The organism is Streptomyces sp. NPDC107521, from assembly GCF_055598485.1.
Genome location: NZ_JBVKAT010000003.1, coordinates 191,588 through 215,246 on the forward strand (window position 1 = coordinate 191,588; position 23,659 = coordinate 215,246).

General features: G+C 75.2%; 18 protein-coding genes. 9 read left to right on the forward strand and 9 right to left on the reverse strand.

Annotated elements, in window-relative coordinates; genetic code table 11:
• Positions 1–25: 25 nt before the first annotated feature.
• From ACZ7LB_RS06870 to ACZ7LB_RS06895, 6 genes are all read right to left on the reverse strand, one after another.
• Positions 26–1,468: a GH1 family beta-glucosidase gene (locus tag ACZ7LB_RS06870; protein ID WP_471465785.1), complete on the reverse strand. Its 1,443-nt coding sequence runs from the start codon at positions 1,466–1,468 to the stop codon at positions 26–28.
• A gap of 365 nt (positions 1,469–1,833) precedes the next feature.
• Complete coding sequence (locus ACZ7LB_RS06875; protein ID WP_471465787.1) at positions 1,834–2,751, reverse strand: carbohydrate ABC transporter permease; 918 nt, start codon at positions 2,749–2,751, stop codon at positions 1,834–1,836.
• Between the two features lie 14 nt (positions 2,752–2,765).
• A complete protein-coding gene (locus ACZ7LB_RS06880; RefSeq protein WP_471465789.1) occupies positions 2,766–3,737 on the reverse strand; it encodes a carbohydrate ABC transporter permease in 972 nt (323 codons plus the stop codon).
• A gap of 347 nt (positions 3,738–4,084) precedes the next feature.
• A complete protein-coding gene (locus ACZ7LB_RS06885) occupies positions 4,085–5,398 on the reverse strand; it encodes an ABC transporter substrate-binding protein (RefSeq protein ID WP_471465791.1) in 1,314 nt (437 codons plus the stop codon).
• A 1,722-nt stretch (positions 5,399–7,120) separates the two neighbouring features.
• Complete coding sequence (locus ACZ7LB_RS06890; RefSeq protein ID WP_471465793.1) at positions 7,121–8,518, reverse strand: sensor histidine kinase; 1,398 nt, start codon at positions 8,516–8,518, stop codon at positions 7,121–7,123.
• Complete coding sequence (locus ACZ7LB_RS06895) at positions 8,515–9,234, reverse strand: response regulator transcription factor (RefSeq protein WP_471465795.1); 720 nt, start codon at positions 9,232–9,234, stop codon at positions 8,515–8,517. The genes ACZ7LB_RS06890 and ACZ7LB_RS06895 overlap by 4 nt, the downstream gene beginning before the upstream one ends.
• Before the next feature lie 866 nt (positions 9,235–10,100).
• Here ACZ7LB_RS06895 and ACZ7LB_RS06900 point away from each other — a divergent pair.
• On the forward strand, positions 10,101–10,667 hold the full coding sequence (locus tag ACZ7LB_RS06900) for a hypothetical protein (RefSeq protein WP_471465797.1): 567 nt from the start codon (positions 10,101–10,103) through the stop codon (positions 10,665–10,667).
• Here ACZ7LB_RS06900 and ACZ7LB_RS06905 read toward each other — a convergent pair.
• Both ACZ7LB_RS06905 and ACZ7LB_RS06910 read right to left on the reverse strand, forming a co-directional pair.
• Positions 10,661–11,539, reverse strand: a complete 879-nt coding sequence (locus ACZ7LB_RS06905) for a spermidine synthase (RefSeq protein WP_471465799.1) — start codon at positions 11,537–11,539, stop codon at positions 10,661–10,663. The two genes, ACZ7LB_RS06900 and ACZ7LB_RS06905, sit on opposite strands and share 7 nt — an antisense overlap.
• 295 nt (positions 11,540–11,834) lie before the next feature.
• On the reverse strand, positions 11,835–12,245 hold the full coding sequence (locus ACZ7LB_RS06910) for a hypothetical protein (RefSeq protein WP_471466061.1): 411 nt from the start codon (positions 12,243–12,245) through the stop codon (positions 11,835–11,837).
• Positions 12,246–12,531: 286 nt separating this feature from the next.
• On the opposite strand from ACZ7LB_RS06910, the gene ACZ7LB_RS06915 reads away from it, so the two are divergent.
• The 3 genes from ACZ7LB_RS06915 (at position 12,532) to ACZ7LB_RS06925 (ending at position 16,921) form a co-directional block, all read left to right on the forward strand.
• Positions 12,532–13,971, forward strand: a complete 1,440-nt coding sequence (locus tag ACZ7LB_RS06915) for a hypothetical protein (RefSeq protein WP_471465801.1) — start codon at positions 12,532–12,534, stop codon at positions 13,969–13,971.
• Between the two features lie 1,023 nt (positions 13,972–14,994).
• Positions 14,995–15,444: a hypothetical protein gene (locus ACZ7LB_RS06920; RefSeq protein WP_471465803.1), complete on the forward strand. Its 450-nt coding sequence runs from the start codon at positions 14,995–14,997 to the stop codon at positions 15,442–15,444.
• Positions 15,445–15,523: 79 nt separating this feature from the next.
• Positions 15,524–16,921, forward strand: coding sequence for a VanZ family protein (locus ACZ7LB_RS06925; protein ID WP_471465805.1), 1,398 nt, complete (start codon positions 15,524–15,526; stop codon positions 16,919–16,921).
• Between the two features lie 149 nt (positions 16,922–17,070).
• On the opposite strand, the gene ACZ7LB_RS06930 is transcribed toward ACZ7LB_RS06925, so the two are convergent.
• A complete protein-coding gene (locus ACZ7LB_RS06930; protein WP_471465807.1) occupies positions 17,071–17,667 on the reverse strand; it encodes a histidine phosphatase family protein in 597 nt (198 codons plus the stop codon).
• Between the two features lie 198 nt (positions 17,668–17,865).
• Here ACZ7LB_RS06930 and ACZ7LB_RS06935 point away from each other — a divergent pair, with 198 nt between their 5' ends.
• The 5 genes from ACZ7LB_RS06935 to ACZ7LB_RS06955 all read left to right on the forward strand — a co-directional run bounded on the left by ACZ7LB_RS06935 (position 17,866) and on the right by ACZ7LB_RS06955 (position 23,503).
• On the forward strand, positions 17,866–18,855 hold the full coding sequence (locus ACZ7LB_RS06935; RefSeq protein ID WP_471465809.1) for a phosphatase PAP2 family protein: 990 nt from the start codon (positions 17,866–17,868) through the stop codon (positions 18,853–18,855).
• The gene (locus ACZ7LB_RS06940) at positions 18,752–19,924 is read left to right on the forward strand and encodes a hypothetical protein (RefSeq protein WP_471465811.1); all 1,173 of its coding nucleotides are present in this window, start codon (positions 18,752–18,754) and stop codon (positions 19,922–19,924) included. Before ACZ7LB_RS06935 ends, ACZ7LB_RS06940 begins: the two co-directional genes overlap by 104 nt.
• Positions 19,915–21,516 (forward strand): hypothetical protein, encoded by a 1,602-nt coding sequence (locus tag ACZ7LB_RS06945; RefSeq protein ID WP_471465813.1) that lies wholly within the window; start codon positions 19,915–19,917, stop codon positions 21,514–21,516. The genes ACZ7LB_RS06940 and ACZ7LB_RS06945 overlap by 10 nt, the downstream gene beginning before the upstream one ends.
• Before the next feature lie 31 nt (positions 21,517–21,547).
• Entirely contained in the window at positions 21,548–22,903 is a 1,356-nt protein-coding gene (locus tag ACZ7LB_RS06950) for an AAA domain-containing protein (protein WP_471465815.1), read from the forward strand.
• Between the two features lie 228 nt (positions 22,904–23,131).
• The gene (locus ACZ7LB_RS06955; protein WP_471465817.1) at positions 23,132–23,503 is read left to right on the forward strand and encodes a hypothetical protein; all 372 of its coding nucleotides are present in this window, start codon (positions 23,132–23,134) and stop codon (positions 23,501–23,503) included.
• Positions 23,504–23,659: the final 156 nt, after the last annotated feature.

Sequence of the window (23,659 nt, forward strand, 5' to 3'; positions counted from 1 at the left end):
GGCGCGGGGCCGGGGCCCCGGGGCGTCAGCCGGGCAGGGCGTTGCGGCGGATCACCCCGGCGTACCAGTGGGCGCTGGCCTTGGGGATGCGGCGCTGGCTGGCGTAGTCGACGTACACGGTGCCGAAGCGCTTCGAGTAGCCGTAGGACCACTCGAAGTTGTCCAGCAGCGACCAGAGGAAGTAGCCGCGGACGTCGGCGCCGTCGGCGATGGCGCGCCGTACGGCGTCCAGGTGGGCGTGGAGGTAGGCGATGCGCTCGGGGTCGTTCACCACGCCCTCGGGGGAGACGTAGTCGTCGAAGGCGGCGCCGTTCTCGGTGACCATCAGGGGCAGTCCGGGATGGGCGGCGGCCAGCCCGGTGAGCAGGGTGTGCAGCCCGTCGGGGTCGATGGCCCAGTTCATGGCGGTGAGATCGTCGTTGGCGAGGTGGAAGGCGATGTCGTCGCAGCCGGTCCACGGGGAGTGGTCGGCGGCCCCGTGGCCGTCGTCGCGGGTGGCGCCGGAGCCCTCGGCGGGGCGGGAGACCACGGTGGGCGCGTAGTAGTTGACGCCGAGCAGGTCGAGGGGGCGGGCGGTCTCGGCGAGGTCGCCGTCGCGGACCAGGCCGTCCCAGTCCACGAGGTGGGCGGTGTCGGCGAGGAGGTCCTCGGGGTAGGCGCCGTCGAGGACCGGGCCGGTGAAGATCCGGTTGCCGACGGCGTCGATCCGGCGGGCCGCCTCGACGTCCCCGGGGGCGCCGGTGAGGGGGCGCACCTGGTGCAGGTTGAGGGTGAGGGAGACCTGGGCGGCCGTGGGCAGGGCGGCGCGCAGGGCACCCACGGCGCGGCCGTGGGCGAGGTTCAGGTGGTGGGCGGCGCGCAGGGTGGCCGCCGGGTCGGTGCGGCCGGGGGCGTGCACACCGGAGCCGTAGCCGAGGAAGGCGCTGCACCAGGGCTCGTTGAGGGTGGTCCAGACGCCGACGCGGTCGCCGAGGGCGCGGGCCATGATGCCGGCGTACTCGGCGAAGCGGTCGGCGGTGTCCCGGTGCGGCCAGCCGCCCGCGTCCTCCAACTCCTGGGGGAGGTCCCAGTGGTAGAGGGTGGCGACGGGGGTGATGCCCGCGGCGAGGAGTTCGTCGGTGAGGCGGCGGTAGAAGTCCAGTCCGCGTTCGACGGCGGGGCCCCGGCCGGTGGGCTGGACCCGGGACCAGGAGACGGAGAAGCGGTAGGCGCTCAGTCCGAGGTCCTTCATCAGGGCCACGTCGTCGCGGTAGCGGTGGTAGTGGTCGGCGGCGATGTCGCCGGTGTCGCCGTTGCGGACCTTGCCGGGGGTGTGGCTGAAGGTGTCCCAGATGGAGGGGGTGCGGCCGTCCTCGGCGGCGGCCCCCTCCACCTGGTAGGCGGCGGTGGCGGTGCCCCAGACGAAGCCGGCGGGGAAGGGGGTGCCGGAGGCCGGGCGGGCGGTGGTCTCGGGTCGTACGGCGGTCATGGTGAGAACGCTCCCAAATGGCGTGAGGAGGGCCGGGCGGTGTGGCCCGGACACGGGACGGCACGGGGGCGCGGGGTGCGCGCCCGGTCCGGCGGGCCCGGCGGGCCCGGCGGGTCCGTGCGGCGGGGCCCGGCCGGGTTCGTGCGGACGGTGGTGGTGCGGACGGCGCGGATGCCGGGCGCCGGTCGGCACCGGTGGGCGCCGGCGGGACGGTGCGGTGGGGACCGGCGGCTCCGGCGCGGGCCGGGGCGGGTGCCCGGCGGGGCGGGCGCGGGGGTGAGGGCGAGGGTGGGTGCGGGTGCGGGTGCGGGGGTGGGGGCGGGGGCGGGGCGGGGACGGGGACGGGGACGGGCCGGGCGGCCGGGTCACCCCTTGACGGCGCCCGCCATGATCCCCCCGACGATCTGCTTGCCGAACACCACGAAGACCACCAGCAGCGGCAGGGTGCTGATCAGCGCGCCGGCCATGACGATGCTCTGGTCGGGGGTGTAGGAGGCGCTGAGCTGGCCGAGGGCGACCTGGAGGGTGGGGTTCTCCTGGCTGAGGGCGAGGAAGGGCCAGAAGAAGTCGTTCCACGCCTGGACGAAGGTGAGCATGCCCAGCACCGTCATCGCGGGCCGGGCGGCGGGCAGCACGACACTGCGCACGATGCGGAGGTTGCTCGCCCCGTCCACCCGGGCCGCCTCGATCAGCTCGTACGGCAGGGCCTCCAGCAGGTACTGGCGCATGAAGAAGACGCCGAAGGCACCGACCAGGGTCGGGAAGATCACCGACTCCAGCCGTCCGCCCCAGCCGATGTCGGACATCAGCATGAACAGCGGCACCACGCTGAGCTGCGGCGGGATGGTGAGCGTGGCGATGACCGCGGTCATCAGCGCGTTCCGCCCGCGAAAGCGCATCTTGGCGAAGGCGTACCCGGCGAGGGTGCAGAACAGCAGCGTGGCGGCGGTGACGGAGCCGGCCACGACGGCGCTGTTGACGATGGCCCTGCCGAGACCGGCCTGCTCCCAGGCCGCCTCCAGGTTGCTCCCCAGTCCGCCGCCCGGCACGAACGGCGGCGGGTCGTCGAGGACGCGCTGCTGGTCGTGCGAGGCGGCCACCAGCGTCCAGTACAGCGGGAAGAGGGAGCCCAGGCCGACGACGGCCAGCGCCAGATAGGTGAGCGGGCCGCCGTCGAGCTGCCGGCCCGCGCCGATCCGCAGCCGCGGGCCCCGGCGCGCGGGGACGGGCGGCAGGGGGGCGGCGCCCGTTCCGGCCGGGGCGGGGGTGTGGGTCGTGGTCATCGTTGTCGCTCCCGTCACGCCGCGCTCCTGCGCGCGACCCGGCCGACGATCCAGTTGATGAGGGCGATGAGCAGCAGCAGGGCGAGCATGGCCCAGGCCACGGCGGCGGCCGGTCCCAGATGGCCCAGCTTCCAGCCGTAGTTGTAGAGGTAGATGCTGAGCGTCTCGTACTGGTGCTCGCTGCCGCCGACGGCGCCGAGCGTGCCGCCCTGGAGCAGCAGCGGCTCGCCGAAGAGCTGCATGGCGCCGATGGTCGAGATGACGACGGTGAACAGGATCGTCGGCCGCAGCGAGGGGATGGTCACCCTGCGGAACTGCTGCCAGCGCGAGGCCCCGTCGAGGGAGGCCGCCTCGTACAGGTCGGTGGGGACCGCCTGCATCGCCGCGAGGTAGATCAGGGCGTTGTAGCCGGTCCAGCGCCAGATCACGATGACCGAGATGGCGATCTTGGAGGTCCATGTGCCGTTGCCCCAGTCGGTGTCGCCGAGTCCGACGGAGCCGAGCACCCAGTTGAGGAGGCCGCCGTCGGCCCGGAAGACCAGGGCGAAGACCAGGGCGGCGGTCGCGACCGAGGTGGCGTAGGGGGTGAGGACGACGGTCCGCCAGAAGGCGCTGGCGCGCAGCCTGTAGTTGAGCAGATGGGCCAGGCCCAGGGCGACGAGCAGTTGCGGCACCGTCGACAGGACGCCGATGACGAAGGTGTTGGAGACCGCCGTCCAGAACTCGGAGTCCTGGAGGATCCTGGCGAAGTTGTCCCAGCCGACCCATTCGGACCGGTCGAGGCCCGTCATCTCCACCCGGTGCAGGGCGATCCAGCCGGTGTAGAGGAGCGGGTAGAGCCCGAAGGCGCCGAAGACGAGGAAGAAGGGGGCGATGTAGGCGTACGGCGAGACCTTGTCGTCGAGTCGCCACAGGCGGGTGCGCCACGCGCGGGGCCCGCGGCGGGGCGGGGTGTGGGCACCCCGTGCGGGGGTGGTCGTTGCCACGGAGGGGGTCCTTCCCTGGGAGGTCGGGCCGGGTGGGACGGGCCGGGTACGGCGGCGGGGCGGGTACGGCGGCGGAGGCGGGCCGGGTGCGGCGGCGGGGCGGGGCATCGGCGGGGGCGGGGGCGTGGGCGTCGGTGTCCCCGCCGGTGGGGGCGGATGGCGGCCGGTGGGGCGGTGCCCGGATGGCGGCTCCGGCACCGGGTCCCCGCGGGGAGGCGGGCGGGAGGAGAGAGGACGGCGGGAGCGGCCCCCGCCGGGGAGAAACCGGGCTGCGGGCCGCGGGCTCCGGGGCACTGCGGGCGGGGCCGCGCGCCCGTCGGCGGCCCCTCGTCGGCCGGCGGCCCGCCTCAGCCGATGGCCTTGTCGATCGCCTCGGTGGCGGCCTTCCAGGCGTCGTCCGGCTTGGTGCCGCGCTGCTCCATGTTGGTGATCTGGGTGGAGATCGTGTCCTTGATCACGCCGTCCTTGGGGCCGAGCACGGCCACCGGGATGGTCCCGGCCTCCTCGGCGTAGATCCGGCCGACCGGGGCGTCGCTGAAGTAGGGCAGCTCGGCGTCCTTGACGTCCGCGATCTCGTACGCGCCCCGGTTGGACGGGAAGACGCCGACGGCCTTGAAGACGGCGGCCTGCTGCTCGGGCGCGGTCAGCCACTCGACCAGCTCGGTGGCCTCCTTGACGTGCTTGCCGCTCCTGGGCACCGCCAGGAAGGAACCGCCCCAGTTGGCCGCGGTGCCGCCGGGCGCGGCGGCGATGTCCCACTTGCCCCGGAAGTCGTCGCCGGAGTAGTTCTCGATCTGCAGGGCCATCCACGCCGGGCACACGACGGTGGCCACGCTGCCCTTGCGCAGGGCCGCCTTCCACGGGTCCTGGAACTGCGGGAGGCCCTGGCTCAGCTTCTTCTCGGCGGCCTCGGCGGCCAGGCGCCAGCCCTTCCGCACGGCGGGGCTGTCCTTGTAGACGGGCTTGCCGTCGGAGCCGTAGTACTGCTGCTCGGAGGAGCTGACCACGCCGTTGAACATGGCGCTGGCCGAGTCCATGAAGTACGTGCCGCCGGGGGCGTTCTCCCGGTACTTCTCGCCGAGCGCGAGGTAGTCCTCCCAGCCGCCGGCGACGGCCTCGGCGACCTTCTCGCGGTCGGCGGGCAGGCCGGCCTTCTCGAACAGGTCCCTGCGGTAGCAGAGCGACATCGGGCCGATGTCCGTCCCGGCGCCTATCACCCTGCCGTCGGGCGCGGTGGCCTGCCGGGCCTTCCACTCGACCCACTGGCCGACGTCGATGCTCTCCCTGAGGTCCACGAACCGGTCCGCCTGGGTGTCGACGACCTCCTTGACGCGGGCCACCTCGATCCCGACGACGTCGCCCAGCCCGCTGCCGGTGTTGAGCTGCTGGAGGAGCTTCGGGTAGTAGTCCTGCTCGTTGGCGGTGGTCTCCTCCTTCACCACGATGTCCGGGTGGAGGTCCTGGTACTTCCGGAACAGTCCGGCCTCCTTGTAGCCGAACTGCCCGAAGTCGGCCACCTTGAGGGTGATCCTCCCGTCGGAGTCCGGGGAGTCCGGGTCGTCGCCGCTGCAACCGGTCAGCAGCAGGGCCGAGGCCGTGAGGACCGACGTGGCCAGGACCGCCGCTCTGCGGCCGCGACCGCCGGTTCGGGTGATGCGCATTCCACTACTCCTTGTTCCAGGGGGGAACGGGGACCTCAGGAATCGGGCCGCCGGGTCCGGCGGTCCGGCCCGCCTCCCGGCGCGCGCCGACCGGAGCCGCGCGCCCCGGAGCACGGTGCGAAGTGGCAGGTCAGCGCTGTGCGGTGCGAGGTGGAGGGAAGGACCGACGGTGTTTCGGTCCGCGCGGAAGGAGGGCCCCGAACTTCATGGGAACGCTCCCACGCGGCTTGCCCCGAAGACTCCTCGGTGCCGGGGGCGGGTGTCAAGAGTTGAAGACGGCGTTGTTGCGCGAGCGTGTGCGGCACGGCACGGGAACGCTTCGCGCCGCTGCCCGGCCCTCGACCGCCACCGGTTCCGGCCGCCCGGTGTCCCGGCAGGTCAGGACCGGTCCGGTGCCCTGGGGCGGTCGGCGGGGAGCCTCGCGGGCGGCGCATGGGGCCGCTGGGCCGGAATCGGGCCGGTGCCCCCACCGCCCACCGGAAGGTGAACGGTGATCCCCGCCGAGCGGCCGTCCGCCCCCGGGGCGCTTCGCCGTCCGCCCCCGGGGCGGTCCGGCACCGCCCGCCCGTCCGGGGTGGGCCGTCGGGCGCCGCCCCACACCCCGAACTGGGCCATCCTGAACGGGCCCTGCCGGGCCTTGCCGGTACTGGCCCTGAACGGTGTGACCGCCCGTGTCGGCGTCGACCTCGGCACGGTCTCCCGGGTCATCAACGGCTCACCCCGGCGGCAGCGACCGCTCCCGGGCCACCGGGGAGCGCGCCGTCACGCAACTCGGGCACGTCCCCCACCCCACCGCCCGCTCCCCGGTCACCCGGCGCACGGCTCCGTGGCCGTCGTGGTCACCGAGGCACGGTCCCGCTTGTCCCCCCGAGCCCTACTTCTCCGGGAGCGAGCGTCCGGTCGGGGCGCCTCCGCCGGACTCGCGGGCGCCGGCATGCGCCTGCCGCTGGTGACGGTGCTCGACGAGCGGGAGCAAGCGCGGCTTGCCCCGCTGTCCTCGGCCGGGCAGCGCGTCGACGGGGGTGCCGGTGATCGCGGTGCGCGACGACGACACGGGGCCCGACCGGTCGGAGTCGCTCGCCCTCCCCGACCGTGCCGGGCGGGCGGGCGGCACGGCGCGGCCCGGCCCGGCGCGGCGCGGCACGGCGCGGCGCGGCACGGCGCGGCACGGCCCGGCGCGGCACGGCGCGGCACGGCCCGGCGCGGCACGGCACGGCGCGGCCCGGCGCGGCACGGCACGGCACGGCCCGGCCCGGCACGGCCCGGCCCGGCACGGCCCGGCACGGCCCGGCCCGGCCCGGCGCGGCCCGGCCCGGCACGGCCCGGCGCGGCCCGGCGCGGCCCGGCGCGGAGTGAAGTCGCCCCTCGGCCACGTCCGCGCCGACAACGGGGCGGACACCGCCCGGGGACCTCACCGAGGGTGCGCGCCCGGGCAGTTCCCGGGCAACGCGGGGCTCCGGCGCCCCGTAGGCCGTCGCGGCTGCCTCTCGCCTCCGGGCGCGCCGTCCCTCGCCGGGCGCCGCTCCCTGCCCAGGTGCCGTCCCCGCCGGGTGCCGTACCCGCCCAGTGCCCTTGCCCACCAGGTGCCGCTCCCTGCCCAGGCGCCGGGTGCCCTCTTCCTGCCAAGTACCCTCCCGGCCGGGCGCCGTGCCCACCTGACGCCGTCCCCGCCGGAGTGGGCTCCTCCCCCGTCCTGCCCTGCGGGAGGTCACCGGCGGGAGGTCAGGAGCCCTCGGTGACGACCGCCCGTCGGAGGGGTCTGCGGCGCCGGACGGTCCCCCGCTGCCCCCGGCGCGCCGGCGCGGTCCGCCCGTCGAGCCGCAGGCGGAGCCGCACCTCGGTCCCGCCGAGCGCGGAGTGGCCGATGCGCAGGCTGCCACCGGCCGACTCGGCGAGGCGGCGCACGATGTCCAGCCCCAGCCCCGTCGAGCCGTCCGTCCCCGAGCCCCGGCCGCGCGCCACGGCCGCCTCGGGGTCGGTGATGCCGGGGCCCGCGTCGGAGACCCGTACCGTCACCGCGTCCTCGCCCTCGCAGACGTCGACCACGAAGGCGGTCCCCTCGGGGGTGTGCTGGAAGACGTTGCCGAGCAGGGCGTCGAGGGCCGCGGCCAGGTCGGCGGGCGCCACCGGGACCCGCGCCGTCCGGTCGCCGCCGGCCAGCCGCCACTCCCGCCCCTGGTCCTCGGCCAGCGCCGACCAGAAGCCCATCCGCTCGCGGACCACCTCCATCGCGTCGCACCCGGTGACCGGACCCGCCGCGCCGGTCTGCGGCTTGGCCTCCCGGGCGGTGCGGATGATGCCGTCGATCTCCCGCTCCAACTGCTCGACGGCGGCCCGGGTCTGGTCGGCGGCCGGGCCGTCCCCGAGCGAGGCCGCGTTGAGGCGCAGCACGGTCAGCGGGGTCCGCAGGCGGTGCGAGAGGTCGGCGGCCAGCTCCCGCTCGTTGGCCAGGAGTTGGACGACCTGGTCGGCCATGGAGTTGAACGCGACCGCGGCGCGCCGCAGTTCGGGCGGGCCCTCCTCGGGCACCCGCGCCGCCAGCTTCCCCTCCCCCAGGTCGTGCGCCCCCTCGGCGAGGCGCTGGGCGGGCCGCACCATGCGCACGCCCAGCCGGTCGGCGACGGCGACCGAGCCGACGATCAGGGCGACGCCGACGGCGGCGAGCACCGCCCAGGCCGTACCGACGCCGTTGGTCACCTCGGACTCCGGCACGTACACCTCGACGACGGCGATCTCGCCGGAGCTGAGCGCGATCGGCTGGAGCAGCGCCGAGCCGCCGCGCACCTCGGTGCTGGAGGCGCGGCCCACACTCCGCACGGCGGCGATGTCCTCGTCGGTGGCGCGCCGCTGGCCGATGTGGGAGCGGACCGGGTCGGTACCGGTGGCCGGCAGGTGCACGGCCATGCCGTCGCCCATCCCTGCGGAGGCCACCACGCGCTCCAGCTCGTCCCGGTCGGTGGTGATGGACAGCGCCGGGGCGACGGCGGTGGCCTCCCGCTCGGCGTTGGAGAAGGCGCGGTCGCGGGCCAGCTCGCGGACCGCGAGACCGAGCGGCACGGCGAAGGCCACCACGACCATCGCGGTGACCGCCAGCGACACCTTGACCAGGGCCCATCTCATCGGGGCGGCTCCTCGTCCGGGGGCCGCGGCGCGGGCGGCTCCAGTTTCACGCCGACGCCTCGCACGGTGTGCAGATAGCGGGGCCGGGCGGCCGTCTCGCCCAGCTTCCGCCGCAGCCAGGAGAGATGGACGTCGATGGTCTGGTCCTCGCCGTAGGACTGCTGCCAGACCTCGGCCAGCAGGTCCCTGCGGGCCACCACGACGCCGGGGCGGCCGGCGAGGAAGGCGAGCAGGTCGAACTCGCGGCGCGTCAGGTCCAGCCGCTCACCGTCCAGTTCGGCCTGGCGGCGCAGGGGGTCGACGGTGAGGCCGCCGACCCTCAGCACCGTGGACGGCGGTGCCCCCGCGGTGCCGGAGCGGGCGCGGCGGAGCACGGCTGCCATCCGGGCGGAGAGGTGCTCGACGGAGAAGGGCTTGGTGAGGTAGTCGTCGGCGCCCGCGTTGAGCAGGCGGACGATCTCCGTCTCGTCGTCGCGCGCGGTGGCGATGATCACCGGGACGTCGGTGATGCCGCGCAGCATCTTCAGCGCCTCGGACCCGTCCAGATCGGGGAGTCCGAGGTCGAGTATCACCACGTCGAAACGGAAATGGGCGACCTCGCGCAGCGCCTCCAGCGCCGTGCCGACGCTGCGCACCAGGTGCGTGGCGTCGGTCAGATGCCGGATGAGCGCCGAGCGTACGAACTGGTCGTCCTCGACCACGAGCACACTTGCCATGCGCCGCACCGTACGCCATGCGGACCGGGCCGCGGCGGGCCTGTGGACAACTCCGTGAGGAGCCTGTGGAAAGACCGTGTGAAGCGGTCCGACCAGCGGCCCGGCCGGGTTCCGGCGAGGCCGTCCGCGGCCTCGCGGCCGGCCGCCCGGCGGGGCCGCCGACGGGGCGTCACCCGCCGTCCGGGCAGTGGGACGAGGGCGTTCCAGCCAAGCGGAGCCGCGCCGTCCGTCGCACGGCGCCCCGACCGGCCCCAGCGGGCCTGGAGTCCACCGTCCCCGGGCCGCGTCCCCCGGCGGGCCCGGGGCGGAGACGCATCCCCCGGCACGGCCCCGCGCGGCACTCCCGGAGGAACCGGGGCCAAAGGGATGGGGGCCGGAGGAACCGGGGCCAAAGGCATCGGGGTCGAAGGGACCGGGGCGGAGGCCACCCCCGTCCGAGCGGCGCCCCCGGGCCCGGCCCGGAGGCCCACCGCCGTCCGAGCACCGTCCACCGCCCACGGCCGACCGTCCGTCGGACGGCCTCCCCATGGCCCCGACGGTCTCGACCGCCACGTTCCGGACAGCAGTTGTCCGGATTCCGCGCGGGCGGCCCACCGGGCTCCGGACCGCGCCCCGACCACCCTCCGGCAGCCGGATCCGACCCGCTTTCGGGCAGCGGCACCGCCTCCCGCCGCGCAGAACGCGAACCGGGCCCCGGAGGGGCTCCCGGCGGCCCCCGCGAGGGCCCCGGAATCACTTCCTCCGCGCCCGGACTCCAGCGTTCCGCGCCACCGGAGGGATGGCTTCCGCCCCGCCCGCGCGGACGTCCGGGAAGAGCTCCGCACAGGGGGCGACAGGCCGGTGACCTGTGAGGCAGTATGGCCGCGATGCGCAGAGGACTCGTACACGTACTGGCCTGGCTGCTCGCCACGGGTGCGGCGGTCACGCTGTCCTGGTGGGGTGTCCGCACGGTGCTGGCGGGCACCGCGTACGACGCCCCGCGCGCCCTGCCGATCACGGCCTCGGAGGGGGCCGGGGGCCACTCCCCCGCCGTCACCCCGGCCGGCACTCCCACCCCGTCCGCCACCGAGCCGTCGCACACGCCCCCGGGCGACGCGGCCCCGTCGCCGGAGGAGCCGGTGGGCACGCCCGACCCGGCGGCCCCGCACACCGAGCCGCCCTCCGGTCCCGCCGCCATGTCCTCCTCACCCTCCCCCTCGGCGTCCGCGACCGGGCGGGTCAAGGGCTACGACACCGAGGGCGGGCGGGCGGTGTTCGACCTGGGGCCGTCGTCGGCGTCGCTGGTGTCGGCGGCGCCCGCGGCGGGCTGGTCGATGCAGGTGTGGAAGACGGAGAAGTGGATCAGGGTCGAGTTCGCCTCGGGCGAGCAGCGGGTGTCGGTGTTCTGCACCTGGCACGACAGCGCGCCCCGGGTGGAGATCGGGACCTACTGAGCCCGGTCGAAGACGGACGGCGGCGGGGCCGGTGAGTCCACGGCCGAGGCGTCCGTGACGGGCGCCGCGCCGCCGGTGAGGTCGGTGAGGGCGCGCCCGTGCTCCACCCGTCCGGGGTGCGGGTCGCAGGCCGCGCGGCGGGTGAGTTCGGCGACCGGCAGGGGTCGGTGGCCGGCGACGAGGACCGCGTTGCCGAAGCGCCGTCCGCGCAGCACGGCGGGGTCCGCGATCAGGGCCAGTTCGGGGAAGCGGGCCGCGGCGGTGGCGATCTGGCCGCGCAGATGGGCCAGCGGCGGCCCGTCCGCGAGGTTGGCGACGTAGAGCCCGCCGGGGCGGAGCACGCGCGCGACCTCGTCGAGGAACTCGGTGGACGTCAGATGGGCCGGGGTCTGGGCGCCGCTGAACACGTCGGCGACGACGAGGTCGGCCCAGCCGTCGGCCGCCTTGGCCAGCCCGGCCCTGGCGTCGGTGGAGCGGACGCGGATCCGGGCGCCGGGGTCCAGCGGCAGGGCGCGGCGGACCAGGGCGACGAGGGCGGCGTCGCGTTCGACGACCTGCTGGGTGGAGCGGGGGCGGGTGGCGGCGGTGTAGCGGGCGAGGGTGAGGGCGCCGCCGCCGAGGTGGATCGCGTGGACGGGCCTGCCGGGCGGCGCGGCCAGGTCGATGACGTGGCCCATGCGGCGCTGGTACTCGAAGGAGAGGTGCGCGGGGTCGTCCAGGTCGACGTGGGACTGCGGGGCGCCGTCGATCAGCAGCGTCCAGGCCCTGGCCCGCTCCCGGTCGGGCACCAGTTCGGCACGGCCGCCGTCGACGTCCTCGACGACGGACTCCACCGCGGCCCGCCCTCGGCGGGGGTTCCTGGCCTTTCCCATCCCCCCATTATCGGGGCGCGCACGAAGCGGCCGTCCGCCGGTCCCGCCCGGGGCAGACCGCGCCCCGCGCCCCTGACGTGCCCGTACGGCACGGGCCACCGATCCCGGACGCGGAACGCGGCGGAGGACGGAACGGGGGCGGGCTCCCGGCCGGACCGGACCGGGTCACGCCGAGCCGCACCGAACGGACCGGACCGAGCCACGCCGGCCCGGACCGGGCCGCCCACCCGGGGCCGGAGCGGGGGTCGGGCGGCGGGGCCGGCCCGGGTCTGGGTGGCCCGGTGCGGCCCGGGGATCAGCAGCAGCTGTCCGCCACTTCGAGCAGCCGGGCCGCCTCGCCCAGGGCGGCGCGCAGTACGGCCGGGTCGGTCGCCGGGTCCGCGGCGGCGGCGGGCGGCAGCAGCCAGTCCGAGCCGCGCACCGGCGGCTCCGGCGCGAGCGGGAGGCGTGCGCCCCGGCGGTCCGTCTCCGTGCAGGTGCTCCCCGGCACGTCCCACGCGGCGGCCGTACCGGGCGGCACCAGGAAGCCGAGGGTCTCGCCGCGGCCGTCGTGGAGCACCGGGCCGATCCCCTCGCCGGGCCCCCGCCGGAGGATGTCGACCGCCTCCAGTCCGTGCCGGGTCGGCACGGTCACCACCTCGCACAGGGTGTCCGCCCCGCACACGGCGCCGACGGTCTCGGACGCACCGAACCGGCTGATCTCCATCCCGGCCTCTCCCACGGAATCCTCCTCGGCCTCCCCCGCCTCCCCGGCTTCCGGGGCCACGGGGTTCAACGCGCGGGGGCGTCAACGGCTACGGGCGAAGTGGGCCGCAAAGGATGGCACTTCATGGCGGATCGTGGAGGGGATATCCGCTTTGTCACCAAACTCCCTGTGTCCGCTCCGTCACAACCGGTACGTTCGGGGTCGCCGGGAACGGGACGGCGAGCGGAGTCGGCGCGACCCGCCCCGGCCCGGCGGGGTTCGACGGTTCGCACGAGAGGACCCGGCCATGGCGACGGCATCGACCGCATCGGCGGACTCCGCACGGCCCGACCGGCCCCCGCGGCCCAACCTCGTCTTCCGGCGGCTGCGCGGGCGGCGCTCGCCCGCCGAGTTCGCCGCGGCCGTCCGGCGGGCCGCGCGCGAGATCGGCGAGCGGGTCTGCTGCGACGCACGGTACGTCGGGCGGGTCGAGGCGGGCGAGATCCGCTGCCCCAACTACGCGTACGAACGGGTGTTCCTGCACATGTTCCCCGGACGCACGCTCACCGACCTGGGCTTCGCGCCCCGTTCGTCCGTCCGCGGGCGGAGGGCGCGCGCCGCCGAGGAGACGCCCCCGGCATGTCCCGACCGCCGCCCGCGCCCCCCGCGCGGGCCGGCCGGGGCGCATGAGCCGTACGCACCGTACGGACCGCACGACGACCACGAGGAGAGCGACGTGCTGCGTCGCGCATTCATGACGGGCGGGGCCACGATGGCGGCCGCCTCGCTGGCCCCCCTGGCAGCCGCGCCGGACGCCTCGGCGGCCCCCCGCACCGCGGGCGGCCCCGGGACGGGCGGCGCGGGCGCCGTGGAGGAGGCCGTCCGCCGCATCCGGCTGCTCGACGACCGGCACGGGGCCGACGGGCTCTACCGGCGCGCGGCGGCCCCGCTGCGCGCCGCGTACGCGCTGCTGGACGCCGGTGTGACCCGGCGGGCGACGGCCGACCGGCTCTGCGCGGGCGCCGGCGAACTGGCCCTCTCGGTGGGCTGGCTGGCCCATGACTCGGGCCGCTTCGAGGACGCCCGGTCGCACTACGCGGAGGCACTGGCCACGGCGCGGACGGGCGGTGACGCGGGGGTGGAGGCGCACGCCTTCTGCAACACGGCGTTCCTGGCCCGGGACGCGGGCCGCCCCCGGGAGGCGGTGCGGGCGGCGCAGGCCGCGCAGCGCGTCGCGCGGACGCTGGGCTCCGACCGGCTGATGTCGCTGCTGGCGCTGCGCGAGGCGGGCGGCTGGGCGGGGATGGCCGACCGCGTCGGCTGCGAGCAGGCGCTGATCCGCGCCCAGGCCCTGTTCGGGCGGGGCACCTCCGCGGCCGACCCGGAGTGGATGAGCTTCTACGGGGAGGCCGAGCTGGAGGGCCTGGAGGCCCAGTGCTGGTCCACGCTGGGCGACTGGTCCCGGGCGGCCCGGCACGCGCGGCGGGCGGCGGAGCTCCAGGAGCCGCACTTCACCCGCAACCTCGCCCTGTACTCCGCCGAGCTGGCCGACGACCTGGCCCGGGGCGGGCGGCCCGACGAGGCGGCGGGGGCCGGGATGCGGGTCCTGGACCTGCTGGGCGAGGTCCAGTCCTCCCGCGTCCGCGGAATGCTGGCGGGCACCGCGCGAGTGCTGCTCCCGCACCGCCGGGTCCCGGGCGTCTCGGCCTTCCTGGACCGGCACGCCGCGCTGCCCCGCACGGCGTGAGAGTCGTCACGCCCAACGCGCACGGGCGGCCCGGACCGCCGCACGGGCCTCCGCACGGACCCGCCGCCCCGCGCCGGGGAGGGGCCCCCTTCCCGGGGCGAGGGGACGGGTGCCCGCGGGCGCGGGGTCCGACCCATGCGAGCCGCCCGCCTGCCGCGCCTCCCGCGCGCGGGCACGGGGTACCGGCGCAGCCGTGACCGGCCCGGACGACGAGGCCGCCCCCTACTCCCGCGCGTGGCCCGCCCCCGGCCGCGGTTCCCGCGCACGCGCGGGAGGTTCGGTCACCGAAGCGCCCGGACAAACGGTGTTCGGGCGCTTCGTCGTGGACCGCGCCGGACGGCCCGTGAAGCGCGCGGAGCCCTGCTGCCACGCAAGGGAGCACCGGTCTCGGCACCCTGAACGGAAGTCGATGCCGAACCGGCAGGTGCTGGGCGTCAGCGGCTTCGCACCACACACCGGAATCCAAGGGGACGACCCGCCACGGCGATCGGGCTTCGGCTCGGGCGGGCCGCCTTCGAAGAGCCGACGTCCACGTTCGGCATCGTCCCGGCGGTAACGGACGGTCCGCTGCCGCCGTCCCCTCCCCCTGGCCGACGATCGGGACGCCGGTCGCCCACCCGCCAGGGTCCGCGATGCGCGGCATCGCCCACCCCTGCACCCGCGAGGCCAGGACCGGCGCGAAGAACGCCGGGCCCCGCATCGCCCGCAGCTCATGACCCCGGAACTCGAACCGGTTCGGATCAACGCCCGAAAAAGTGGATCGACATCATGGGTCCACCTCGATGGGAGGCGACGGCCGGCTCATAACCAGAGCGATCAATAGTCTATTGTTTCTGGTGAGGCAAGACTCATTGAGGACACATTTCGGGGCGAAAACCGGAAAGACGGCTCCTCGAATCGAGATTAAGAAAGACTTATGACCAACAGTGCGTCAAGTCGCACATCTTCGACTGTCCTGTGTGAACCGGGTCACATATCGACAAAATCGCTGCGACCTTCTTGCTGAATCCTTTAGATTTCTTCATGTCCGAGAAGATGATCTTCACTAAATCCATCGGAAAGAAGGTTCAGGAAATGGCCGCAGCCCGACGCGTCGTCGCCACTTCGGCAGCTGTACTCATTGGCATGGGGGTCATCGCCCCGGCCGCAGTGGCCGGCGGTAACTTCGACTACGGCACATCCCGCACGAAGCTGAGCAACGGCGTCCTGTGGACCTCGCTGACCAGTGGCACCGGTTCTTCCTGGAACGTGACGGACGCGTACGACAAGACCGGTGGCGGGACCATCACCGCACGCTTCGGATGGACTCACGTCGGCACCGCACACACCGGATCGTGGTTCTCCCAGTCGTCGGGCACGACCAAGAGCACCAAGTGGTCCAACTACAACCTCAGCGGCTGCAACGCCGTGATCGGCTGGATGGAGGTTCAGGGTCAGCAGACCTTCAACAACGCGCCGGTCACCCAGTGCTGAAACGTTGAACGCGGGGCCCGCTCACGAGCGGGCCCCGCACCTGCACCGATCCTCCCGCGCGAGCCCAGGAAACGACCGCATGATTCAGGCAGTATTCAATGGCAATCAAGGAATGCTGGTGACCGCCGTCACCTTCTCCATGATTGCGGCTCTGATGTCCTTTTTCCTGGGACGCCGTCTCGGGAAGCCCGGAACCCTGTGCGCCCTGACGGGTGCCGCGCTCGCGGCCGTCATGAGCGCCACGCTCTATCCCATTTCCCCGGACGCGCCCGCCTCGGCAACGTGCTTCATTGAACGTAATATTGTCACGGAAACGTTCACCGCCCAAGGGTTGCTGAATATTCTCCTCTTCATTCCTTTGGCCGCCCTGGCCACCTGGCTGACACGGCGTCCGATTCCGGTCGCGTTGGCCTGTGTCGCTCTCTCGGCCGCCATCGAGGTGACGCAGGCTCTTACACCGGGCATGGGGCGCGCGTGTGACAGCACCGATCTGTGGACCAACAGCCTCGGCGCCTTTTCCGGTGCCCTGGTCGTGGGCGCCGGACTGCACTGGGAAACGACCCGCGGCGGACAGGACACCGTCATCCTCATCAGCAGGCATCAGGTGCGCCGTTCCCTCATCGGTTTCACCTCCGGAATCGCCGTACTCGGTCTGATCAGCGCCTTCACCGTCACCTTTGTGATGGCTGAGGTGGCATCGGCGGATGCCGCTTCCCCCGAACAGCGGGAGACCGCCCGGAAGGCGATCACCGATTTCCTCGGTGAGCGGGCCCGAGCCACGTCGGTGCAGTTCTTCCCCGGGCCGGCAGGAGGTCCCGGACGGATCTCGGCCAACACCGACCGCGGGGTACTCGACATCGAGTGGCCCTCCCGCGAAGTGACCTCCGGTCTGCTGCAGCCCATCGGCCCGGCCGTCGGACCCGATACCGCACCCGTCAGTGATGACGCCGCCCTGAAGGCCGGCACCACCTTCGTGCGAGCCCACTTTCCCTGGGCCCTCGCCGGAGACACCCATGTCAGTGCCGCCGGGCCTCGACAAGCCTCGAAACTGGTCTCCTGGCGCTCTCGTGAGAACGGCGTGCTGATGCCCATGCGGATGGACGTCCTTGTCGGGCCCGACCTCAAGATCACCTCATTCACCGCACGTCACATACCCGACCCCGAACTGCCCTCGGCGCGTATCGGCCGACAACAGGCTCAGGCCATCGCCACGCACAAGTTCCCCGGTGACATCGTCCACTCCGGCGAACTGCTCGCCCGCACCGACGGCATCGGCCGCTGGCACCCGTACTGGATGCTGAGTGTCGGCCCACCCGGCGCGGAGGCGGTCCCCTCCCAGGACGGCGTTGCCCAGGACGGCCCTCCCGACGACGACTCCTCACCGTCCACGAGTGCTCCCTCCATCCGGGTGATCACACTGGACGCCGTTACCGGTGACGTCGTGACGACGCGGTCCGACTCGGTCGAGGCAGGCTGAGAGCAAGAGGTTGTCCGCGGGCCGATCGCGCCGGGCTTCCTTCGTCCTGTGCCGGCGGGTGACGTCGCTGCTCAGTGGGTGATGACGGGACAGGGCCCCTCGTCGTCGGCGTGGTGATCCCACCGGGCTGCCCACCCGTCGGGCGCCGTCTACGCCGCCAGGTGGCCCAGGTCGTTCCACGCCTCGATGGCCGGGTCCCCGTAGGCCCAGCCCAGGACCGACAGGGAGGTCGGGTTGAGACGGATGCGGGCGGCGAAGTCGATGGGGAGGCCGAGCCAGCGGGCGCCCATGGCGCGCAGGATGTGGCCGTGGGCGAAGACCAGCACGTCCCGGTCCGCCTCCCGGGCCCAGGCGACGACCTCGTCAGCGCGGGCGGACACCTCGGCCGGGCTCTCGCCGCCGGGGACGCCGTCCCGCCAGATCAGCCAGCCCGGCCGGAGCGCCTGTATCTCCTCCGGCTTCAGCCCCTCGTACTCCCCGTAGTGCCACTCCAGGAGCGCGTCCCAGGTGGTGGCGCGCTCGCCGAAGCCCGCCAGGTCGCAGGTCTCCCGCGCGCGGGAGAGGGGGCTGGTGCGCACCTCTACGCCGGGCAGTCCGTCCAGCGGCGCCCGGTGCAGCCGCTCCCCCAGCAGTCCGGCGCCCCGGCGGCCCTCCTCCAGGAGGGGCACATCGGTCCTGCCGGTGTGCTTGCCGGACAGCGACCACTCGGTCTGTCCGTGCCGGGCCAGCAGGATGCGCGGTGCCATGGGAAGGGACCCTCCGGGAGGAATGCGAGGCGGGAACCCCTCCATCATCGCGTACGCCCCGGGCACGCAACCCGGGGGGCGATACCGGCGTCTATCAGGGCCGGGGCCACCCGGTGAGGGGGTGCGCGAAGGCCGTAGAGTGGCACGCCCGTGTCCGCGCAAGGACGCGTGGGGGAACGGAAGGGGAGGGCGATCGGATTGCCTCATACCGAGACACCGGGTACTGGGGCGACCCCGCGGACCCGTCCGCGCTGGTGGACCGAGCTGCCGCTGATCGCCCTGGTGTACGCCTGCTACTCGGCCGGCCGTCTCCTGGTGCGCGGCGACATCTCCGACGCCGTGGACCACGGCCTGGCGATCCTGGACATCGAGAAGGCGCTGTTCCTCAACGCCGAGCACCCGCTGAACCGGCTGTTCACCCGCGAGCCCTGGATCGGGGTGCCGGCCGACTTCTGGTACGCCTCGCTGCACTACGTGGTCACCCCGGCGGTGCTGGTCTGGCTGTTCCGCTCGCACACGGTGCGCTACCGGGCGGCCCGCACCTGGCTGATGGTCTCCACGTTCATCGGCCTGATCGGCTTCACCCTGCTGCCCACCTGCCCGCCCCGGCTGCTGGACGCGGGCCACGGCTTCGTCGACACCATGGCGCAGTACAGCTCGTACGGCTGGTGGGGCGGCGAGGCGAGCGCGCCGCGCGGACTGGGCGGGATGACCAACCAGTACGCGGCCATGCCGAGCCTGCACGTGGGCTGGGCCCTCTGGTGCGGCGTGCTGCTCTGGCGGCACGGGCGCACCCGCACGGCGCGGGCGGCGGGCGTCGTCTATCCGCTGGTGACCACGATCGTGGTGATGGGCACCGCGAACCACTACTTCCTGGACGCGGTGGCCGGTGCCGCCGTGATGGGCGCGGGGCTGCTGCTGACGCCGCTGGCGATGCGCGGCGCGGACCGGGCGTGGACCTGGCTCGCCGCCCGGCTGCCGGCCTCCGTCACGGCGCGGCTCGCGCCCGCCGGCGCACCTTCCGCGGGCGGCCCGGTCGACGTGGTGTCCCCGATTGTCAGTGGCGGATGCCAGACTTCCGCGGGTGAGCGATTTCCACGGCAGCGCGAGCAGCGGGTCGCGGCGGGAGCCGGGCCGGACGCCTCCCCCTCGGACGCGGACGACGGGGCTCCGGCACCGGCTCGCTGAGCTGCGCGGTCCCGATGTCCCCGCCAAGGCGCTGGACGCCCGCGCCCTGGCCGCCCTCGCCGCCAACCCCGGGTGCGGGCGCCGCGCGATCCTCGACGGCGCGGGGGTGGACAAGGCGTCGCTCGCGAGCGCGCTGGGCGCGCCCTCGGTCTTCGGCATGTCCCAGTTCGCCTTCATGCGCGGCAACGCCTTCGAGGCCCGGGTCAAGGCGGACGGCGGCGCCGAGCTGCTGCGGCTGGTGCACGAGCGGCTGGACCCGGGCGCCGAGCCGCCCGCGGGGGCGCGGGTGCCCGACCTGTCGGCGACCGGCCCCGAGGGCCGCGCGGCCCGCACGGCGCTGACCCTGCGGGAGGCCACCGCGGCGGGCGGCTGGGCCCTGCTGGACCACCCGATGGTCGCGCTCGACGTGGCGGGCTCCCCCGCCTTCCTGGAGCCGGACGCGGTCGTGGTGCACCCCGACGGCGGCTGGTCGGTCGTCGAGATCAAGTCCTTCCCGATGCTGGACGGCTCGGCGGACCCGGCGAAGGTCGGCGCCGCCGCCCGGCAGGCGGCGGTCTACGTGCTGGCCCTGGAGCGGATCGCGGCCCGGCTGGACCCGGTGCCGCGGGTGCGCCACCGGGTGCTGCTGGTGTGCCCCAAGGACTTCACCAACCTGCCCACCGCCTCCGCCGTCGACGTGCGCAGGCAGCGCGCGGTGACCGCCCGCCAGCTCGCCCGGCTCACCCGGATCGAGGAGATCGCCGACGCCCTGCCCGAGGGCGTCTGCTTCTCCCCCGGGCTGCCGGCCGAGGAGCTGGCCGCCGCCGTCGAGGCGGTGCCCGCGTCGTACGCGCCGGAGTGCCTGTCCGCCTGCGAGCTGGCCTTCCACTGCCGGGCCCGCGCCCGGGAGGCCGACGCGGTGACCGCGCTCGGCCGCCCGGTCCGCGCCGAGCTGGGCGGGCTGACCCGGGTGGCGGAGGTGCTCGCCGCCGCGCGCGGCGAGTCCGGGGACGCGGGTGATCCCGCGGTGGCGGCGCTGCGCCGCGCGGCGCTGCTGCGCGCGGAGGCCCTGGGGGCGGCATGTCGCTGATCACCACGCTGGCCCGGCTGGAGGCCGTGCGCACCGGGCGTGCCCAGCCCGCCGCGACCGTCCGCCACCGGCACCTGTCCGAGCGCCCCCTGGTGTTCGTGCCGCTGACCACCGCCGGTGAGGCCGGCGCCCCGCTGGGGGCGCTGGTCGGCACCGACCGGAAGGCGCCGCGGCTGCTGGTCGTGCCGCAGCCCCGGGACCGGGACCTGCGGTTCGCCTTCCTCGCCGATCTGGCGGATCTGGTGCTGCCGCACATCGAGGCGTGCGCGGAGGCGGTCGAGGCCGCCGAGCGGACCGGGACGGACCCGGGGACGGGCCGCCGGGTCAAGGTCGAGGTCGAGCTGTGCGCGGACGCCGCGCAGGTGATCGTGCCGAGCCGGGCGGGCCTGGAGTTCGTACGGCTGCTGGGCCGGGCCATGCGGTTCCGGCGCACGGCGGAGGAGGACCCGGACACCCCGCACCCGGCGCCGCCGAGGGTGCCGCTGCTCGGCCGGTGGCTGACCCACTACGGGGAGCGGGCGCGGGTGCCGGGCTCGTCGCTGCTGCTGGCCATGACCGATCTGCTGGGCCGGCACTGGGCGACGGGGCAGTCCTCGCCGGAGGACCAGCACCTTGGGAAGCTGCTCGCCTGGATCGCCCCGCCCGGGGACGCGCCGTCCGGCGCGGCGGCGGCCCTGCGCGCGGAGCTGGCCCGGGACGACCGGGGCCAGTTGCTGTGCCCGCCCGCCGGTCCGGCCACCGACCCGGCCTTCGACAACGATCTGCTCGCCCCCGCCATCGAGCGCTACGACCGCGCCCGCACCGCGTTCGCCGCCGCCGAGGACGGTCTGGAGGCCGACGACCGGATGGGCGCGCTCACCGCCGCCGAGCGGGAGATCCGGGAGCTGGTGGAGAGCCGCACCCGGCCCACCTGGGACGCGGTGTGGCGGGGCCTGGACCTGCTGCGGGAGCTGCCCGCCGGGGCGCGGACGGAGGAGCGGTGGACCCGCGACCGCTGGTCGTTCACCGCGCACCGGGACCGGGTCCTCGCCGGGGAGCCGCCGCAGCCTCGCCGCGACGACGCGGTGACGGCGGCGAACAAGCTGGCCACCCGCGAGCGGGAGCAGGCCCGGCTGGACGCGCAGGAGGCGCTGGACGATCCGCTGGTGATGGCGGGGCGGCGGCTGGCCGGGGACGCGTTCGCCGGGGAGGTCACCGACGTGGTCATGGCGTACAGCGAGGGGAAGCGGCCCGCCCCGCGCCCGCTGGTCACCGTCCGGACCGACGACCTGCCCCATCTGGCGGAGCGGGTGAAGGTGTACCGGTCGCTGGGCGGGCGCCCGCAGGCGGCCGAGTTCGCGGGCCGGGACGGGGACGGCGGCGTGGTGCTGCGGATCGTGGACAAGATGGGGCGCGGCCGGGAGCCGGAGCCGGGCTCGGTGCCCGGGAAGGGCGACGCGGTCACCTTCACGCTCTTCGAGCACGAGCAGCGGGGCGGGGCGAAGCTGCCCGACCCGGAGCACACGCCGTGGACCCACGGCGGGCCGCCCGAGGCGACGGGCGCGCTCCTGCCGGAGCCCGCCGACGCGCGTACCGAGGAGGATCTGCTGTGACCGCCGAGCACCGGACCGGGGAGGTTCCGCGGTGACCGCCGAGGACGTCCGCCCGCGGGCCGCCTTCGACCCGGGCGCGGAGGCCGCCCGGGCCACCGCCGCGATCCTCGCCGACACCCTGGGCGGCACGGAGCGCGGGGTCGTCGTGGACTCCCCGCCCGGTGCCGGGAAGTCCACGCTGGTGGTGCGGGCCGCGCTGGAACTGGCCGACGCGGGCCGCCCGCTGATGGTGGTGGCGCAGACCAACGCGCAGGTCGACGATCTGGTGCTGCGGCTGGCCGAGAAGGCTCCGGAGCTGCCGGTGGGCCGGCTGCACAGCAGCGACACCGACGCGTACGACCGGGCGCTGGACGACCTGCCGAACGTGCGGACGTCGACGAGGGCGGACCAGCTCGCGGGGGTGCCGGTGGTGCTGTCGACGGCGGCCAAGTGGGCGCATGTCGAGGTGGACGAGCCGTGGTCGCACGCGATCGTCGACGAGGCGTACCAGATGCGCTCGGACGCGCTGCTGGCGGTGGCCGGGCTGTTCGAGCGGGCGCTGTTCGTGGGCGACCCGGGCCAGCTCGACCCGTTCTCGACGGTGGGCGGTGAGCAGTGGGCGGGCCTGTCGCACGATCCCTCGGCCTCCGCGGTCAGCACCCTGCTCGCCCACAACCCGTCCCTGCCGCAGCACCGGCTGCCGGTGTCGTGGCGGCTGCCCGCGTCGGCGGCGCCGCTGGTCTCGGAGGCCTTCTACCCGTACACGCCGTTCCGCAGCGGCACCGGCCCCGGCGACCGGCGGCTGTTCTTCGCCGTGCCGTCGGACGGCTCGGGCCCCGACCGGGTGATCGACGAGGCGGCGGCCTCGGGCTGGGGCCTGCTGGAGCTGCCCGCCCGGCACACCCCGCGCACCGACCCGGAGGCGGTGGGGGCGGTGGCGGCGGTGGTCCGGCGGCTCCTGGAGCGGGGCGGGGCGGCGGTCTCGGAGCGGGGACCGGAGCCGGTGCCGCTGACCGCCGCGCGCGTCGCCGTCGGCACCGCCCACCGCGACCAGGCCGCGGCCGTGCGGGAGGCGCTGGCCGGGCTCGGGGTGCGGGACGTCACGGTCGACACGGCCAACCGGCTCCAGGGCCGTGAGTACGACGTGACGGTCGTGCTGCACCCGCTGTCCGGCCGCCCCGACGCCACCGCCTTCCACCTGGAGACGGGGCGGCTGTGTGTGCTGGCCTCGCGCCACCGGCACGCCTGCGTCGTGGTGTGCCGCGCGGGGGTGGACGCCCTGCTGGACGACTACCCGTCGACGGAACCGGTGCAGCTCGGGACGCTGGTGAAGTTCCCCGACGGCTGGGAGGCCAACCACGCGGTCCTCTCCCACCTGGCGGAGCACCGGGTGTCCTGGCGGCCCTGACCGGGGGCGGGCCGGGCGGCGCCTCCGGGTGCGGGGCCGCCTCGGACGCGGGACCGCCTCGGACGCGGGGCCGCGTCCCGGTGCGGCCCGGAGCCGGGCGGAGCGCGGGGGCGGGTGGACGCGCGCGGGTGGGGTGAAAGGTTTCCGTGCTCTTGCGCGGGCGCGGGAGAATGGACGGTGGACCTTTTCCCCGACGGGTCGTGAACGGCCCAGCCAGGAGGCGACACCATGGCGGAGCCCGCGCCGCACCGGAACGAACGGCGGCTGCGCCCCGCGCCCCTGCTCTTCGAGCCCGCGGAGGCCGCCACCGACCCCGAGCACTTCTTCGACCTGGAGTCCATGGAGGACCCCCGCGCCCTGCTGGACCGGTCCACGGAGCTGACCCGGGCCTTCCGGGCGGCGGCGGACCGGGCGGTGGAGTTCCAGGCGATGGCCGCCGCGCAGCTCGCGGACCCCCGGCGGTTCGACCGGCTGACGGCGGCGGAGATCGCGAACCGGGCCGAGTGGACCGAGGACTACGCCAAGAAGATGGTGGAGTTCGGCCGTGACCTGCTGAGCGGGGCCGAGCGCGGCGGCCCGGGACTCGTCGGCCCGGTCTGACCCGGCGGCCGGCGGTCCGGCCCACGTCCTGAGGCCCATCGGCCCCGAGGCCCCCGCGGCCCGACTGCCGCGCCGGCCCGCCCGCGCCCCGCGGCCCCCGGCCTCCGGGGCATCGGCGTCTCCGCGGCAGCGACGGAGTGCCCGTCGGCCGGGACC